The sequence below is a fragment of the Entomomonas moraniae genome (assembly GCF_003991975.1).
Taxonomy (GTDB): domain Bacteria; phylum Pseudomonadota; class Gammaproteobacteria; order Pseudomonadales; family Pseudomonadaceae; genus Entomomonas; species Entomomonas moraniae.
The window spans coordinates 1,553,590-1,569,756 of record NZ_CP029822.1 but is presented as its reverse complement, the minus strand read 5'-3'; the positions used below and the strand labels follow the sequence as shown (position 1 = coordinate 1,569,756).

Below are 16,167 nucleotides of genomic sequence, written 5' to 3'. Positions count from 1 at the left end.
AAAGATCGTTTATTTACCTATTAAGAGAAGAGTGTCAAGTTCTTAGAATGTCGTAGAGATACATAATTATAAATGTTATATAATTATGTTATGAATGAAGTAGAAATATTAGGCAGTATTGCAGACAGTGAAATATCGATACCGTTAGCCTTAGAAAGTGTCAGAGCTGGTTATCCAGTCGAAACCAACGCATATGTCCAAAGCATAAAATTAACAGACTATGTAACCACCAACCCAGCCGCAACCTTTTATGCACGAAGCTCGGTAACTGTTAAGAGTATAGGTATTAGCGAAAACGATATACTTATCATAGATAGATCAATAGAGCCTGAACACAATCATATTGTGGTAGCTATTTACCAGGGTGAACATGTTATTCGTCGAGTGCACAGTAGAGACAATGCACTATATCTAGTGGCGCCCAATGAAACAGTAAAGCCCGTCAGATTAACCGATCCGCTTGAGCAAATATTTGGTGTAGTAGCTTACAATGTTCATTCGCTTAAAAAACGAAATAAAAAGCCCTGCATGAGCAAGGCTTGATTGAATAAGAGTAGATCACTCTAATTATATTTTACTCAATAACTAATCGAAAATAATATTTTCCATCATCATCTCTAAATTTTTCGTTAAATGCCCTTTTACCGTTGAGTTGAAAATAGGCATTGCGTATTTCATCCAAAGAACCGCTTAATTCTAAGTATTCTATTTTAGAATTATCACATGCATCATTTAATTCATCTAAAGTATCTTCTACTTGGATAGTGAACTCATCTAATATATCTTCTAGAGGATATTGCGCTCTGAAAGTTTCGTTATCTTCTCTTTCAAATTTCATGGCAAGATGACAGGATCCAACATCTTTGTTCTCGAAAATTGGGCCCTCTATATGTTCATATTTTTCAGTGTTGTTATATTTATCTAATATAAAGAAAGTAATATTTTTCATGCTCTATTTTCCCATTTCCTATGATGTGATCTAGCTTTGTATTTTTAAGCCTAAAGTATATTGTGCTTATTAGCAATATTTCAGTATTTGATGGCGGTTTTCTTCTTCCTAAACTCCCAAGGCGCTACGGGTGCTTTATCAGCCCATAAGCCTACTTTATTCTTTTTGGCCTGTTCTTCTGCTTGCTTGTACTGCTCATTCTTCTTGGCAAAAGGGTAGTACCATGCCATTCCTTGATTGATCATTTTTAGGTTTACATCTATTTTAGATTCACACGGTTTTTCTTGTTTTGCTTTGCAATAAAAAATAGAGAGCTCAGTTACGAAAACCGTCCCTAAGGTTCTTTTATATTTATCTTGCCCACGTGCTTTTATTTCTACATGCTTATTGAATATTAGATCAGACAAAGCCTGTTTAGATTTATTACCAAAAGCCTGTTTTTTCTCAGGCGCGTCAATCTGATAAAGCCTAACCTTAATCTGCTTTTTATTGTCAGTTAAGCATTTGATTGTATCGCCATCCGTAATGCCTACCACTTTGCAATAAATGTCATTAGCAAAAGATAGATTGCAGGTGAGAAGGGCAGTAATTAATATTAGTTTTTCCATTAAAACACCTTAAAATCAAAGTCGATACTATCAGCCCATTCTTGCATCATTACACGTCGCTGATCTAAATAAGAAGCATGGTTATATGTTCCTCTGATCTTGTCAGTATCTCCATGGGCCAACTGTTTTTCTATCCAGTCGTGATTATAACCTCTACTGTTTAGTTCAGTTGATAGTAAATGCCTGAAGCCGTGACCAGTCTGCTTATCTTTGTAACCTGCCATTTTTAGACATTTATTAATAGTCATATCACTAAAAGGTTTTTTTAAGTCCCTACCAATAAAGACATATTCATAATGAAATGATACAGGCTTTATTTCTTCTAATATTTTTAAAGCCTGATTAGGCAATGGCACTGTATGAGGTTTTCTAGTTTTTGTAAGATCGGCAGGTATAGTTATGCTTTTATTATCTGTGTCAATATAACCCCATTTGCACATGCGAAGCTCCCCTGGTCTTAATCCTGTTAAAGTAAGAAGATAGATAGCAGCTTTAGAAAGAGCAGAGCATGGTGTTTGTTTTACATGTTCTAGTAGCTCTTTAAGGTTATCAAAATTAACGCTTGGCATGTGCTTTACTTTTGGTGCTTGAATAGCCACAACATCAAGATCGGTAGCGGGGTTTACATCAACAACACCTTTAGCTAAAGCAAATCTAAATATTTGATTAAGCCAAAGTCTCGTTTTCTTTGCTGGTTCGAACGCTTTTCGTTCTTCGAACTTTCTAACCAAAGAAACTAACTCAATTCGTTTTATTCCTTCGATTTCTCTATTCTTAAAGAAAGGTAATATATCCTTATCAAGATATAGCCGTATTTTATCCTTTGTTGATTCAGCCCACCGAGCAGAATTAATTTCATACCATTCATTTGCTATTGATTCAAAGCTATTAGTGACTGATCTTTCTTTTTCTATCTTTCTATTAAGTACGGGATCAATTCCTTTTTTTACCTGTAACTTAACCTGTTGTTTAAGCTCTCTAGCATAAGCAAGTGATATAGTAGGGTAGTCACCTAGTGCTATTCGTTTTTCTTTACTATTAAGTATATATTTAACTCGCCATAACTTTGACCCATTGGGGAATATTTCAATATACAAACCTTCGCCATCAGATAATTTATAAGGCTTGTCTTTTGGTTTTGATTTGTTTATTTTAGTATCTGTTAGAGGGGCTACTTTTTTTGGCATTTTAGAGGAAATCTCTTTTTTAGGGCATCATGCCCCATAATATGCCCCAAAAAAGCGGAGCTTGTAAAGGGTTTTAGTGTATGATGGTAGAAGAAAAACCAATTAAAAGCATTGAGCTGCAATAGGTGTATATTAGGCTGTATATATTAATAGAAATTAGTTTGCAGATCATCTTCAGCACCATATAAAAAAAGCTTTAATTAGCTTTAAACCCTGTAAATCAAGAGCAATCAAGATTATAGGGTTTTTTATTGCTTGCTATTTTTACTGTTTTTGACTAAATTTAACCATATTTTACCAATTGGTGGCGACAAAAAGAGTGGCTATGCGAAAAGCTGAATTATTAAATTCTCACAGAAAGGCTTAATAGTTGCTGATAAACACACGCCGTATGAAGCTTTAATCCATTATTTAAAAGAAGTTATGTCAACTAAAAGAAGTGCTAAGAGCTAGGCTGTATTTATTAAAAAGTTTATTAATGATATAGATTTTATTGGCGAACCTATAGCCAGTATTAAAGCTTCTCACTTTTCTTTTTTTAGGGATGAGTGCTTATAATTAGTTACTTTATCAATAGTAAGATGAGAACTAATTGCATCATTAGTATACAGCAAGGTTATAAAAGAGTGAGGGGTAGTTTTCTGTTAGTCCTATAGCAAATATTGAAAAACTTAAATTACAAAATATAGAAATCACTTAATATTTAATGATGAGCTAGAAGCTATTTTATTTATCCTTGATTACAAATAGAGTAAGAGCTTGCTTATATATTTTAAATCGCTATCGATATAGCTACGCAGCAAGGAGAAATTCTATCTTTAACCTATGGTGTGGTTTTTTAGATAAATATTTTGTTTCTCTTTATGAAACTAAGAGCTGCTATACCAAGGATATACCCTTGTCAAAATAGATGGGTTCTTAACAACAAGTATAAAGATAACAGGCTATTCACTTAAGCCCTATGGATACAAATGCTAGTAGAATAATCATTTGCTCTGATTACTAAGAGATTACAACTAGACCGCCAAACCAAGGTATGTTGGCAATAAAATTGCGATTCAAAAGACTTTGGAAAAGAGAACATAAAGAACCGAGATATATGCTGACTATGTTTTAAAGGGACTGGTTTAAATAGATCACATGATGATAAAACAAATATAAACTTTTATTTATAAACACATGAACTGATGTATACAAAGTTATTTTTATAATAAATACTACTTTACTCATATTATCTGCTTATCATGAATCAGTTTTATCATAAAAAATGTTTACATATCAGTTTATTATTCTCTTTTATTCTACTAGCCAGTTGTTCGTTAACGCCTAAGTATCAGACGCCAAAACTTTTACTAGCTGACACATGGTTATCTAATACACCGGCTATTGAAACCAGTACAACGGTTTCAGATCTTTGGTGGCAAGCATTTGGGTCAGATGAACTAAATACCCTTGTAGCAGAAGGTTTAAGCAATAACTTTACTCTAGAAGCGGCTGCACATCGTATTGGTCAGGCATTAGGTAATGCACAAGTGACAGGAGCTAGTCGTTTCCCAACACTGGGTATTAACGGAAGTTATATAAGGGATAAAGATAGTACAAAAAATGTTAAGGATTGGACAGGTGCTGCTAGTTATGAAATTGATTTCTGGGGTAAAAATCAAGCACTTTTTAATTCATCAAATGAATTAGCTAAAGCAACAGCATTAGATTATCAAACGGCGAAAATTACATTGTCTGCCACAATTGTTGATACTTATTTTCAAATACTTTCCCTTGATGATCGGATTGAACTGGCACAAAAAATAGCTTCTGATTCTGAAAAAACATTAACATTGATCCAAACACAGGCTTCTCTTGGTTCTTCGTCTAACTTGGAGGTTGCTCAACAACGAAATGCTATGCAGACCTTCCAATCAGCCGTTCCCACGCTACAACAACAACGCCAACAAGCACTTTATCAACTTGCTATTTTAACAGGGAGAACCCCCGAAACTTTTTTGATAAAACAAAAAGGGTTGGCATCTATCCATTTACCTCATCCCAAAACTGCTATTCCAAGCGGTATTATTACACATCGGCCTGATATTGCGGCTGCTGAGGCACGTCTAAAATCAGCCAATTTTGATATTGGTGTGGCTCGAGCTGCTTTTTTACCCAACGTATCACTGACTTCATTATTGGGTAATAACGTCATGAATGGTAATCCTCTTTGGAATTTAACTGGAACACTTACTATGCCAATTTTTGAAGGTGGCGCATTGACAGGACAATTGAAGGTAGATAATGCACACAGTAGGGAGTTGGTTGCAACTTATAAAGAGACTATCTTAGAAGCACTGGTTGATGTTGAGAATCAGCTAGTGGCATTAGATAAGCTACAACAAACATATCATATTGATCTACAAGCAGAACAATCAGCCAAAGAAGCAGCTAACTTGGCACGTATTAGGTATCGACTTGGTAATACAGATTTCTTAACTATTTTAACGATTGAACGTACGCTTTACCAATCACAAGACACTGCGCTACAAACCAAACTTTTAGTATTACAGTCTAGCGTCAATCTCTTTAGAGCCTTAGGTGGTGGTTTTAATAATAGTAATACATCTATTTAGGAATAATGTACATGGCAACTAAAAACAGTCATACGATGATAACGACTATCACACAGCATAAAAAGTGGTTTGTAACTATTTTTATAATAATTATCAGTAGCTATTTTATTTTTCTAAAAATGCACGTATCGCCTAAAGCAACCACCGTAACTACGACGCCGGTCAATGTAGTGCAGGTTAAGGCATCAGATGTTCCCATCTGGTTACAAGCGATCGGTAGTGTTAAAGCCATTAATACTGTTATGATAAAAGTCAGAGCCGATGGTGAGTTACAAAAAACTTATTTTGAAGAGGGGAATACGGTCAAAAAAGGTGATCTGTTAGCCGAGATTGATCCGCAAATATACCAAGCTCAACTTGATCAAGCTAAATCGGTTGCCGCAAAAGACAAAGCTCAATTAAATAATGCATTAATTAGCTATAATCGTGCCAGTAAATTAGCACAAGCGGGTGCTGGTCCTTCACAAGATGTTAATACTTATAGAGCCCAAGTAGCTACTTTGAAAGCCACCATTGAAGCAGATCAAGCAGCTATTGATGAAGCACAGATACAGCTTAATTTTACACAAATTAAATCACCTATTGATGGACGTGCAGGGCAGCGCCTTATAGATGTTGGGAGTATTGTTCATGCGTCTGATAATACAGGGCTCGTAACCATTACCCAAATGGACCCGATTTCTATTCAATTCACTGTTCCTCAAAATAATTTAGCAGCTATTTTATTAGCAAATCAAAAAAATAATGTTGAAGTGATTGCATTACAACCCAATACCGATAAATCTATCGCCATTGGTAAATTAACCTTTATTGATAGCCAAGTATCGAGTAATAGTGGGCAGGTCACCTTAAAAGCTAACTTTGATAATAAACAACAAAATCTGTGGCCGGGAACTTTGATCAGTGTAAAGCTGCTCTTAAGAACAGATAAAGAAACACTAATTATACCCGCACAAGCCATACAGCAAGGTAATGAGGGACCATTTGTTTATGTGATAGATAAAGACCAAAAGGCACATGTCCGTAATGTTGAGCTTGGTGCAGCGATGGGGGATTTACGGCAAGTAACAAAAGGTCTTCAATTGACTGACCAAGTCGTCACCTCTGGGCAATACCGTCTAACAGAAGGAAGCGTTGTTAACATAGTAAAACAAGATAATGTTGCGGTGAAGGTAGGTCAATAATGAAGTTCTCTAATCTTTTTATCAGCCGTCCCATTGCAACAATCTTACTCACCTGCGGGTTAATGCTTTTGGGTATTGTGGCTTACTTTCAATTACCTATTGCGCCACTTCCTCAAGTTGATTTACCAACGATACAAGTAACAGCAAAACTATCGGGTGCAAGTGCTGAAACTATGGCAACATCAGTAGCCACACCCTTAGAAAGAGCTTTTGCGAGTGTACAACAAGTCACTTCAATGACCTCTTCAAGCTCATTAGGCGTTACCCAAATAACTTTGCAGTTTGATTTATCTTGTAATATTGATGCGGCAGCTCAAGATGTACAAACAGCTATAAACACTGCATCCGGAAAACTACCTAAGGATATGACGAATCCGCCCACCTTTAAAAAGGTCAATCCTGCGGAGCAAACATTTTTATCCATCGCTCTTACATCAAAAACAAGACCACTTGCTGAATTGGATACTTATGCAGATAACTATATAGCACAACAGCTATCAGAAGTTCCTGGTGTTGGTATGATCGATTTTCACGGCGAGCAGCGTCCTGCTGTTAGAGTTCGTATTGATCCTGATAAGTTGGCAACTCATGGACTGACTTTAGAGGAAATACGTTCAGTTATCAATAATAGTACCGTTAATATTCCTAAAGGAACACTTTACAGAAAAGACCAGACAATTACTTTAGATACCACTGATCAAATCATGCAAGCTGACCAATACAATGATTTGATTATTGCGTATAAAGATGGTGCGCCCATTCGAATTAAAGATGTTGGCTCTGCCATTAATGATGTAGAAGATACAACGCAAGCAGCTTGGTTACAGGGACAACCTACCGTTATTGCAGATGTTCACAAGCAACCTGGCTTTAACGTACTTGCCGTTACAGAAGCTATTAAAGGGAAACTACCTAGCATCATAGAGCAAATTCCAAAAGATGTGAGTGTACAAATTGTGGGTGACCGTACCCAAACTATTATGTCTGCCATTGATGAGGTTCAATTTACCCTTATTATTTCTATTTTGCTGGTGGTTGCCGTTATTTTTGTATTTTTACGTAATTTAACAGCAACGCTTATTCCTGTTATAACGATACCGCTTTCCTTAATCATGACATTTGGTGTGATGTATTTATTGGGGTATAGCTTAAATAATCTATCAATTATGGGGCTCAGTATTGCTGTAGGCTTTGTCGTGGATGACGCCATTGTTGTGATGGAAAATATTATGCGTCATATAGAGCAGGGCAGAAAACCAATGCAAGCAGCCATAGAAGGGGCTGCAGAGGTATCATTTACGATTCTATCAATGACTCTTTCATTGGTGGCTGTCTTCATTCCTATTATTTTTATGAGTGGTGTTATTGGGCTTGTTTTTAGAGAGTTCGCTATTACGGTAGCTATTGCTATTCTCGCGTCAGGTATTATTTCCCTCACAATAACACCAATGCTTTGTAGTTTAATCATAAAAAGTAATGAGCAACAAGTTCACGGCAAACTTTATCAAAAAACGGAAGATCTCTTTAATAAAGCATTGCACTTTTATCGAATCACATTAAATTGCACATTAAAGCATCGTACTTTAACAATGCTTATCACTATTATTACTTTAATTGCTACTATTTCATTGTATTATGCGATTCCCAAGAGCTTTTTTCCACAACAAGATACTGGTCTGATTATGGGGGTTGCTGAAGCAGCACCTGATGTATCTCTCAGTGATATGAAAGAAAAAATGCAAGTATTAGGCAATATTATCCAGAAAGATACGGATGTCGATGTGGTTGATTATTGGATTGGCCCAAATCCAACACTGAGCCAAGGGCGTTTTATGATTAATCTAAAACCTTATAGTGAACGCCCAACTAATGCTAACCAAATTATGCAAAGGATTCAGAAAGAAACAGATAAAATAACAGGGATAAAATTATTTATGCAAGTAAGGCAAGATCTACGAATAGGGGGGAAAATAAGTAAGACACAATACCAATATACCTTACAGACACCTAATACGGACGATCTTAATAAATGGAGTAAAATCATCTTAGATGTATTTAAACAACTCCCTGAATTACAAGACATCACCTCAGACCAACAAAGCTCTGCGCATAGAATCACATTACAAATTGACAGAGATATGGCCTCTCGATTAGGCGTTTCTGTCCAAGATATAGACAATACGCTCTATGACTCGTTTGGGCAACGACAAGTAGCCACACTATTTACTCAGCTGGATCAATACTATGTGATTTTAGAGCTTTCACCACAATGGCAGATGACACCTGATGCATTAAACCATCTCTATGTAAAATCATCCACCAGTACAGAACTGGTTCCCCTCTCTCTTTTAGGAAAATTTGTTTCTAACTTGGCACCTATCACCATCAACCACCAAGGGCTATTTCCTTCGGTTACTATCTCATTTAACTTAAAGCAAGGTTATGCCTTAAGTGATGCGGTTACTTCGATCAATAATGCTGTGATTAAAGCAGGAAAGCCAGACACAATTTCAGGAAAGTTTGAAGGGAGTGCACAAGAGTTTCAGAAATCCCTTAGTTCACAAATATGGCTTATTCTTGCGGCTATTCTTACTATTTACATCATATTAGGTATGCTTTATGAAAGTACCTTATTGCCCATTGTGGTTATTTCTACATTACCCTCTGCTGGTTTAGGTGCTCTTTTAGCGTTAATATTTTTTAATCAAAGTCTCTCTATCATGGGTATCATTGGTATTTTAATGTTAATGGGCATTGTGAAAAAGAATGCAATTATGATGGTTGATTTTGCCCTAATAGCTGAATTAGAAGGGAAAAAACCGCTCGAAGCTATCCGACAAGGCTGCTTACTTCGTTTTAGGCCTATTATTATGACTACGCTTGCTGCACTTTTCGCCGCTATTCCGTTAGCTATAAGCTCAGGCGCTGGCGCTGAATTAAGACAGCCTCTCGGGATTACTATTGTAGGGGGGCTTATCGTATCTCAACTATTAACTCTTTATACAACACCTATCATTTATCTATGGATCCGAAAACTAAAAAATAGCGATTAAATCTGAATTTTGTATACAAGAAATAATATAAAATTCTACTGTACACTAAGAGGAAATTACGAAAGACATTAAGCTTAAAAAACTATAAGTATTTTAGGAAAAGCGTTAAGAAACTATCAAGATGCAAAGTCTCTTTTATATTATCTGTAATTACAGTTAATGTTTTGCTAAAGAAAAGATGTTTTTTAAGTACCCAAAGTGGTTTAACTAGTTTTAATATTTGTTTTTATGATTAGAATTGGTATTTATATTATAAATATTATCAGTAAGAAATATTGAATGTTGTCGGTCCATAAGCCTTCATTGTAAAGTATAGTGATAATATTATTAATTCATAGATAGTAGCTTGCCACCATTTTCAATGCCATCTATATATACACCCTCATATGGTCGAGAGAATATTAACAAGAGGAATCATTGATAATGTTGCAGTGCTAACGCGTGATAGAAACATATTTTATTTTTTTTAACACATCTAAGATAGAAAGAAAATGTGTAAGCTAGATAAAAAAGAAAATTACTAATGAAACTTGGTTTATAGACATCTTTAAATCCTTTTTTCTATTCCAAAAAAATAGAACTTTACTATGAATAACTAGCTGCTGTACCACGTCGTCTTTAATGTCATAAGATGGATATTTAACGTTATCAGAGATAATGTAAACACAGAGTTAAGTAATAGCAGTCGGTTTATATAGCTGAAGAAAAAAGGCGTTTTTAAAACGCCTTTTTTATACAGAGTAATGCTTATTAGTGTCCGCCACAACCGCAGCCATGATCACCACAACAGTCATCATCATCTTCAGTTATTGCCGCACCTTCTTCCATCACTTCCATTTCAATTTGTAGGCTAATTAAGTTAGTGGCTAAGGGGCGTAGTACAAGGTTGGTGAACTCTTGGTCATCTTCGGCGACATCCGTACCAATAAATAATTGACCACCAATGTTTTGCACCCAAAGCTCTTTTCCTTCTAGCATAATAGCAAAACGGCTACAGTTAGTTTGTTGAGTTTTGCCTTCAGCGTCTTCGAGTAATAAAGTAATAGTTTCGTTCATAATAGTCTCTTTAATTGTTTAGAGAAGGTGTTTAATTGCTTGTTCGAAGCGGTTTATACCTTCTTGTATATCGGTTTCTTCAATAATTAAGCTTGGTGCAAGGCGTATGACTTCAGGCCCTGCTTGTAATATCATCAGGCCATGTTGTGCGGCCGCTTTTATGATTTCTGAAGTACGAGTTTTCCATTGGGGGGTTAATACACAACCAATGAGTAACCCTTTGCCACGAATTTGTGAGAAAAGATCATAAGGTTTACCCATACGCTCTAATGCTTGTACAAATAGTTGGTGACGTTTTTCGACACCCTCTAGTACTGTAGGTGTATTAACAATGTCCATTACTTTATTAGCAACGGCGCAGGCCAATGGATTACCACCATAGGTTGTACCATGTGTTCCTGTTGAGAAATGCTTGGCAATGTGTTCTTTGGTTAGCATTGCACCGATAGGAAAACCACCGCCTAAGCATTTTGCATTACTCAAAATGTCAGGGATAACATTGTAGTGCATATAGGCAAAGAGTTTACCCGTACGCCCTAAGCCTGTTTGTACTTCGTCGAAAATGAGCAGTGCGTTGTATTTATCACATAGTGCACGTACACCTTCAAGATAAGCTTGTTCGGCAGGTAAAACACCACTTTCGCCCTGGATAGGTTCAAGGATGACGGCACAAGTCTTTTCAGAAATAGCGGCTTCCATAGCTGCTAAGTCGTTATAAGGAACATGGGAAATTCCTTCGATTTTAGGGCCAAATCCCTTGGAGTATTTTTCTTGTCCACCAGTGCTTACAGTAAAGTAGGTACGACCATGGAAACTATTAAGGGTCGAGATAATTTCAAATTTTTCTTCACCAAAATTATCGTAAGCGTAACGACGTGCTAGTTTAAGTGCTGCTTCGTTTGCTTCTGCACCCGAGTTACAGAAAAATGCACGATCTGCAAATGTAGCATCGGTGAGCTTTTTAGCCAGTTCAAGGGCAGGTTCATTAGTGAATAGATTGGAAACATGCCATAGCTTATTAGCTTGGGTATTTAATGCTTCTACTAGTGCAGGGTGCGCATGCCCTAATACATTAACTGCAATACCACCGGTGAAGTCAATGTACTCTCGCCCCTCTTGGTCCCATACTTTTGAACCTTGTCCGCGTACTGGTATAAAGTTAGCGGGGGCATAAACAGGTACAATATAGTGGTCATAATCACTACGTGTTATGGTAGACATTTTGAAGGACTCCTAAGAGAAGAAATAGCAATTTTATTATTATAGTACAGATTTAAATAAAAAAAGCGTCTAATAGACGCTTTTTTAAAATTCCAACAAAGATTGGTTTATTTCTTACCGAAACCACCAAAACGTTGTTTGAAACGATCAATACGACCACCAGTGTCTAATACTTTTTGTTTACCAGTATAGAATGGGTGACAAGCAGAGCAAACATCAATGGTGATGTCTTTGCATAAAGTTGAAGCTGTATCGATTACATTACCGCAGCTGCAAGTCGCTTTAATGCTTTCGTATTTTGGGTGGATATCTGGTTTCATGTAGTTTTCCTCAGAGTAGGTGTGCCGCCACTTAATCAGTTTATACAAAAATTAAGTACCGCACGAAAAAAGCCGCTATATAGTAACAGAAAACGTGGTAACTGCAAGCGGTTTTTGGTATTAGCGCTTGTCGGCAATCATGCCAATAAAAACGATAATGAGTAGTAATATAGGAGCTAAACTGTAATAGTTCAAGTACCTGAGTAGTTGTTTTATAAAATCAGGAACGAAGTTAATAATAAGCCCAAAGACAATCATGTAAACGATGGCAAGAATAATTACCCTAAGAACGATATTCATATGACCAATAACACGCTGTATATATTTACCCAGAGTAAGACCAAATAACACCAGTAGAACAGCTACTAAGGCAAGGGTAATTTGGTTTAGGTGCTTATCACACCAACGTGAGAGCGTTGCAATAAAGTCGAGTAATGTATCCATAGGCTAGTCTAAAAAATATTCAAGAAGATTGTTTAAAAATAAAAAGCCTTTCGGTGTCGCAAGGATGCGTTCATCCATATTGGCTAGTAGCCCAGCATTTTGTGCTTGTTGGCAAGCTTTACTAATGTCTGCTAGGTTAAGGAAGGTACGCTCAGTCAGTGAAGAGGTTGGTACCCCTTCTTTTAAACGCAGGGCATTCATCATAAACTCGATAGGTAGTTCGTTTATTGTTAATGAGCGTTGTCCTGCCTGAAAGGTTTTATCAGGGTTTAAGTAGTCTTTGGGCGTACGCGTTTTCCAGTTACGATAAATGGTTTTGTCAGGGCGAGTTATTTTGCCATGAGCACCGGCTCCAATGCCGATAAAATCACCAAATGTCCAGTAGTTTAGATTGTGCTTGGCTCGTGCATTAGGTGTTTTTGCATAAGCGGAGACTTCGTATTGATTAAAACCTTGTGCAGCTAGTAATGTTTGGCCTTGTTCTTGTATCTGCCATAGATCTTCATCTTCTGGCAGGGTAGGAGGGTGTGACCAATAAGCTGTATTGGGTTCGATAGTGAGTTGATACCATGATAGATGATCAGGTTGCAAAGCAATGGCTTGTTTTAGATCAGCTAGTGCTTGCTCGGGCGTTTGTTCAGGTAAACCATGCATTAAATCGAGATTTAGTCGTGTAAATCCTGCTTGATGTGCCATTTCAGCAGCTTTGATGGCTTCTTGGGCAGAGTGAATACGCCCTAATGCTTGTAGCTGTGTACTGTGAAAACTCTGTATACCAATAGAGAGCCGGTTAATACCCAATTTGAAGTAATCAGCAAATTTTTGCTGCTCAGCTGTTCCGGGGTTGGCTTCAAGGGTGATTTCAATATCAGAGGCTAAATTAAGCTGTTGGCTGATGCCGTTAAGCAGTTGTTCAAAGATTTTGGCTGACAATAAGCTAGGCGTGCCTCCACCGATAAAAATAGATTGGATAGGACGGTTGTTTGCTGCTTCTTTCTCTAAAACCAAATCATTCAATAGTGCTTGGATATAAGCTTGTTCTGGCAAGTTACCTTGCTGCGCATGAGAGTTAAAGTCACAATAAGGACATTTACGTACACACCAAGGCACATGAATATACAGTGAAAGAGGAGGTAATACGGTGTAAGTCATTAAATAGCTAAACGTTGTTTTAGTAATGCCATGGCTTTAGCTCGGTGGCTCATTTGGTTTTTTTGCTCGGGGTTTAATTCAGCACTTGAGCATTGTTCACGCTCAACCCAGAATAATGGGTCATATCCAAAACCGTTTTGACCTTGGGGGGCAAATAAGATGCTACCTTGCCAAATACCTTCGCAAATGATGGGAATGGGATCTAGCTCATGACGAACTAATGCTAGCGCACAGATAAACTGTGCCCCTCTGTGGGCCTCGGGTACGTCTTTAAGTGCATCAAGTAGTTTTTCATTATTGGCTTGATCACCTCCAGTTCCTGCATAACGAGCTGAATAAATACCAGGGGCTCCCTTTAAGGCATCAACTGCAAGACCTGAATCATCAGCTAAGGCAGGTAAGCCTGACACTTTTGCGGCATGACGCGCTTTTAAAATAGCATTTTCAATAAAGCTTAGTCCCGTTTCTTCTGGTTCAATGCTAGAAAACTCCGCCACGGAGTACACTTCAAAGTGGTCACCTAACATTTTTTGTAGTTCTGCTAGTTTAGCTTTATTATGGCTTGCTAGGACGAGTGGTTGGCGGTTAGTCATTATCAGTTTCGCTATAAATCAGTGGTTTGAAGTGAGTTGATAAATACCAATTTCACTCATTAAGTTTGGCCATAACCTTGCTAAGGAACTGTTGTGGTGTTGACTATCAACCGCTAAGCGTTGTAGTACTTTAGCATCCAGTTGTTTGGTAAGTGCTTCAAAATCTTTAAAAGTACAAAAATGGATATTAGGTGTATTATACCATGTATAGGGCATAAACTTAGAGACGGGCATTCTACCCTTGATGCTTAGGTATAAGCGACAACGCCAATGACCAAAATTGGGGAAGGTAATAATACAGGTTTTGCCAACTCTGAGCATTTCTTGCAGTAGTTTGTCAGGGTAGTGAACGGCCTGTATCGCTTGGGTCATCACTACAACATCAAAACTTTGGGTAGCAAAATTGGCTAGACCTTGATTTAGGTTTTGTTGGATAACATTAATACCTTGTTGTAAGCAGTGATTAATATTATCAGGATCAATTTCTAAGCCATACCCTTTGACGGCCTTATTTTTTTGTAAATAGGCTAATAGATCACCATGACCACAACCTAGATCGAGAACACGACTATTTTTGGGGATCCATTCTTGAATAATTTCTAAATCAGCGCGCATTTTATTTCCCTTAAATAGCAATACGTTGCAAGTAAGTGGTGAGTGCTTCTTGATAACGTGGGATTTTTATGAGGAATGCATCATGACCTTGTGGTGCATCGACTTCTATATAGCTCACATTTTTGTCAGCTGCAATAAGCGCATCGACAATTTCTTTAGAGCGTGCAGGGGAGAAGCGCCAATCGGTCGTAAAAGAAATTAAATAAAAATTTGCTGTCACCTCTGATAAGGTTTTCGCGAGGTCTCCTTGATGCTTAGATGCTGGGTCAAAGTAGTCAAGTGCTTTGGTCATTAGTAAGTAGGTGTTGGCATCAAAGCGGCCTGAAAATTCTTCTCCTTGGTAGCGTAAATAACTTTCAACTTGAAATTCTACATTATAAATATCGTAGTTAAGTTTTTCATTTTTAAGGTCACGACCAAACTTTTGGCCCATGGCATCGTCAGAAAGATAGGTAATATGTCCTACCATACGTGCTAAACCTAAGCCGTGTTTGGGGACAGTGTTATGTTCAGTAAAATTACCATCAAAAAAATCAGGGTCTGACACAATAGCTTGCCGAGCTACTTCATTAAACGCGATATTTTGAGCAGATAATTTGGGGGCTGACGCAATTGCAATACAATGGCGTAAGCGATCTGGATAGGTAATAGCCCATTGAATAGCTTGCATACCGCCGAGGCTACCGCCAATAACAGCTGCCCACTGTTTGATACCTAAACTGTCGGCTAAACGGGCTTGGCTGTGTACCCAGTCTTCCACTGTAACGATTGGGAAGCTGGCACCATAGACCTTTCCTGTTTTGGGGTTGATGCTGGTTGGTCCTGTTGAACCGTTACAGCCTCCCAGATTATTCAAACTAACAACAAAGAAACGATTGGTGTCGATCGGTTTATTAGGGCCTATGTAGTTATCCCACCAGCCAGGTTTTCTATCTTCATAACTATGATAGCCCGCTGCGTGATGATTGCCGGAGAGCGCATGACAGATGAGAATGGCATTGTTGCATTCTGGGTTTAGTATGCCATAGGTTTCATAAGTAATTTGATAGCCTGCAGCTAGTTCTTTGCCACAAACCAACATCAGTGGTTCATTAAATGCCATTGTCTGTGGTATGACTAATCCAACTGAGTCCTTAGGAAATGATATGGTCATTTAGTGTGCACATC

The 16,167-nt window shown here is 37.5% G+C and carries 15 protein-coding genes; 4 read left to right on the top strand and 11 right to left on the bottom strand.

Translation table 11 applies throughout. From position 1 onward, the window contains the following. Positions 1–72: 72 nt before the first annotated feature. A complete protein-coding gene (locus DM558_RS07410; protein WP_127163133.1) occupies positions 73–543 on the top strand; it encodes a LexA family protein in 471 nt (156 codons plus the stop codon). Positions 544–574: 31 nt separating this feature from the next. On the opposite strand, the gene DM558_RS07405 is transcribed toward DM558_RS07410, so the two are convergent. The 3 genes from DM558_RS07405 to DM558_RS07395 all read right to left on the bottom strand — a co-directional run bounded on the left by DM558_RS07405 (position 575) and on the right by DM558_RS07395 (position 2,744). Continuing rightward, a complete protein-coding gene (locus tag DM558_RS07405) occupies positions 575–949 on the bottom strand; it encodes a hypothetical protein (RefSeq protein ID WP_127163131.1) in 375 nt (124 codons plus the stop codon). A gap of 80 nt (positions 950–1,029) precedes the next feature. After that, positions 1,030–1,557 (bottom strand): thermonuclease family protein, encoded by a 528-nt coding sequence (locus tag DM558_RS07400; RefSeq protein WP_127163129.1) that lies wholly within the window; start codon positions 1,555–1,557, stop codon positions 1,030–1,032. Beyond that, positions 1,557–2,744: a tyrosine-type recombinase/integrase gene (locus DM558_RS07395; RefSeq protein ID WP_127163127.1), complete on the bottom strand. Its 1,188-nt coding sequence runs from the start codon at positions 2,742–2,744 to the stop codon at positions 1,557–1,559. Before DM558_RS07395 ends, DM558_RS07400 begins: the two co-directional genes overlap by 1 nt. 1,244 nt (positions 2,745–3,988) lie before the next feature. On the opposite strand from DM558_RS07395, the gene DM558_RS07390 reads away from it, so the two are divergent. From DM558_RS07390 to DM558_RS07380, 3 genes are read left to right on the top strand one after another with little or no spacing between them, the layout of a single operon-like run. Continuing rightward, positions 3,989–5,362: an efflux transporter outer membrane subunit gene (locus DM558_RS07390; RefSeq protein ID WP_127163125.1), complete on the top strand. Its 1,374-nt coding sequence runs from the start codon at positions 3,989–3,991 to the stop codon at positions 5,360–5,362. Positions 5,363–5,373: 11 nt separating this feature from the next. After that, the gene (locus DM558_RS07385; RefSeq protein WP_164731419.1) at positions 5,374–6,546 is read left to right on the top strand and encodes an efflux RND transporter periplasmic adaptor subunit; all 1,173 of its coding nucleotides are present in this window, start codon (positions 5,374–5,376) and stop codon (positions 6,544–6,546) included. After that, positions 6,546–9,599 (top strand): efflux RND transporter permease subunit, encoded by a 3,054-nt coding sequence (locus tag DM558_RS07380; RefSeq protein ID WP_127163121.1) that lies wholly within the window; start codon positions 6,546–6,548, stop codon positions 9,597–9,599. Before DM558_RS07385 ends, DM558_RS07380 begins: the two co-directional genes overlap by 1 nt. A gap of 750 nt (positions 9,600–10,349) precedes the next feature. Here the strand turns inward: DM558_RS07380 and DM558_RS07375 are convergent. The 8 genes from DM558_RS07375 to metX form a co-directional block, all read right to left on the bottom strand. Beyond that, positions 10,350–10,655 carry a topoisomerase II gene (locus DM558_RS07375; RefSeq protein ID WP_228411837.1) on the bottom strand — a complete coding sequence of 102 codons (306 nt, stop codon included), beginning with the start codon at positions 10,653–10,655 and terminating at the stop codon, positions 10,350–10,352. Between the two features lie 18 nt (positions 10,656–10,673). After that, positions 10,674–11,876: an aspartate aminotransferase family protein gene (locus DM558_RS07370; protein WP_127163119.1), complete on the bottom strand. Its 1,203-nt coding sequence runs from the start codon at positions 11,874–11,876 to the stop codon at positions 10,674–10,676. Between the two features lie 107 nt (positions 11,877–11,983). Further along, entirely contained in the window at positions 11,984–12,196 is a 213-nt protein-coding gene (gene rpmE / locus DM558_RS07365) for a 50S ribosomal protein L31 (RefSeq protein ID WP_109702292.1), read from the bottom strand. A gap of 120 nt (positions 12,197–12,316) precedes the next feature. After that, positions 12,317–12,640, bottom strand: a complete 324-nt coding sequence (locus tag DM558_RS07360) for a DUF3392 family protein (protein WP_109702293.1) — start codon at positions 12,638–12,640, stop codon at positions 12,317–12,319. Between the two features lie 3 nt (positions 12,641–12,643). Next, positions 12,644–13,792 (bottom strand): radical SAM family heme chaperone HemW, encoded by a 1,149-nt coding sequence (gene hemW / locus DM558_RS07355; protein ID WP_127163117.1) that lies wholly within the window; start codon positions 13,790–13,792, stop codon positions 12,644–12,646. Next, complete coding sequence (rdgB, locus tag DM558_RS07350) at positions 13,792–14,385, bottom strand: RdgB/HAM1 family non-canonical purine NTP pyrophosphatase (RefSeq protein ID WP_127163115.1); 594 nt, start codon at positions 14,383–14,385, stop codon at positions 13,792–13,794. Before rdgB ends, hemW begins: the two co-directional genes overlap by 1 nt. Before the next feature lie 18 nt (positions 14,386–14,403). After that, the gene (metW, locus tag DM558_RS07345) at positions 14,404–15,000 is read right to left on the bottom strand and encodes a methionine biosynthesis protein MetW (RefSeq protein WP_127163113.1); all 597 of its coding nucleotides are present in this window, start codon (positions 14,998–15,000) and stop codon (positions 14,404–14,406) included. A 10-nt stretch (positions 15,001–15,010) separates the two neighbouring features. Beyond that, positions 15,011–16,153, bottom strand: a complete 1,143-nt coding sequence (metX, locus tag DM558_RS07340; protein ID WP_127163111.1) for a homoserine O-succinyltransferase MetX — start codon at positions 16,151–16,153, stop codon at positions 15,011–15,013. Positions 16,154–16,167: the final 14 nt, after the last annotated feature.

Bases quoted from the DNA above. Each gene is read 5' to 3' on its own strand.
- DM558_RS07410 (WP_127163133.1), top strand. From the start codon at position 73: ATGTTATATAATTATGTTATGAATGAAGTAGAAATATTAGGCAGTATT.
- DM558_RS07405 (WP_127163131.1), bottom strand. From the start codon at position 949: ATGAAAAATATTACTTTCTTTATATTAGATAAATATAACAACACTGAA.
- DM558_RS07400 (WP_127163129.1), bottom strand. From the start codon at position 1,557: ATGGAAAAACTAATATTAATTACTGCCCTTCTCACCTGCAATCTATCT.
- DM558_RS07395 (WP_127163127.1), bottom strand. From the start codon at position 2,744: ATGCCAAAAAAAGTAGCCCCTCTAACAGATACTAAAATAAACAAATCA.
- DM558_RS07390 (WP_127163125.1), top strand. From the start codon at position 3,989: ATGAATCAGTTTTATCATAAAAAATGTTTACATATCAGTTTATTATTC.
- DM558_RS07385 (WP_164731419.1), top strand. From the start codon at position 5,374: ATGGCAACTAAAAACAGTCATACGATGATAACGACTATCACACAGCAT.
- DM558_RS07380 (WP_127163121.1), top strand. From the start codon at position 6,546: ATGAAGTTCTCTAATCTTTTTATCAGCCGTCCCATTGCAACAATCTTA.
- DM558_RS07375 (WP_228411837.1), bottom strand. From the start codon at position 10,655: ATGAACGAAACTATTACTTTATTACTCGAAGACGCTGAAGGCAAAACT.
- DM558_RS07370 (WP_127163119.1), bottom strand. From the start codon at position 11,876: ATGTCTACCATAACACGTAGTGATTATGACCACTATATTGTACCTGTT.
- rpmE (WP_109702292.1), bottom strand. From the start codon at position 12,196: ATGAAACCAGATATCCACCCAAAATACGAAAGCATTAAAGCGACTTGC.
- DM558_RS07360 (WP_109702293.1), bottom strand. From the start codon at position 12,640: ATGGATACATTACTCGACTTTATTGCAACGCTCTCACGTTGGTGTGAT.
- hemW (WP_127163117.1), bottom strand. From the start codon at position 13,792: ATGACTTACACCGTATTACCTCCTCTTTCACTGTATATTCATGTGCCT.
- rdgB (WP_127163115.1), bottom strand. From the start codon at position 14,385: ATGACTAACCGCCAACCACTCGTCCTAGCAAGCCATAATAAAGCTAAA.
- metW (WP_127163113.1), bottom strand. From the start codon at position 15,000: ATGCGCGCTGATTTAGAAATTATTCAAGAATGGATCCCCAAAAATAGT.
- metX (WP_127163111.1), bottom strand. From the start codon at position 16,153: ATGACCATATCATTTCCTAAGGACTCAGTTGGATTAGTCATACCACAG.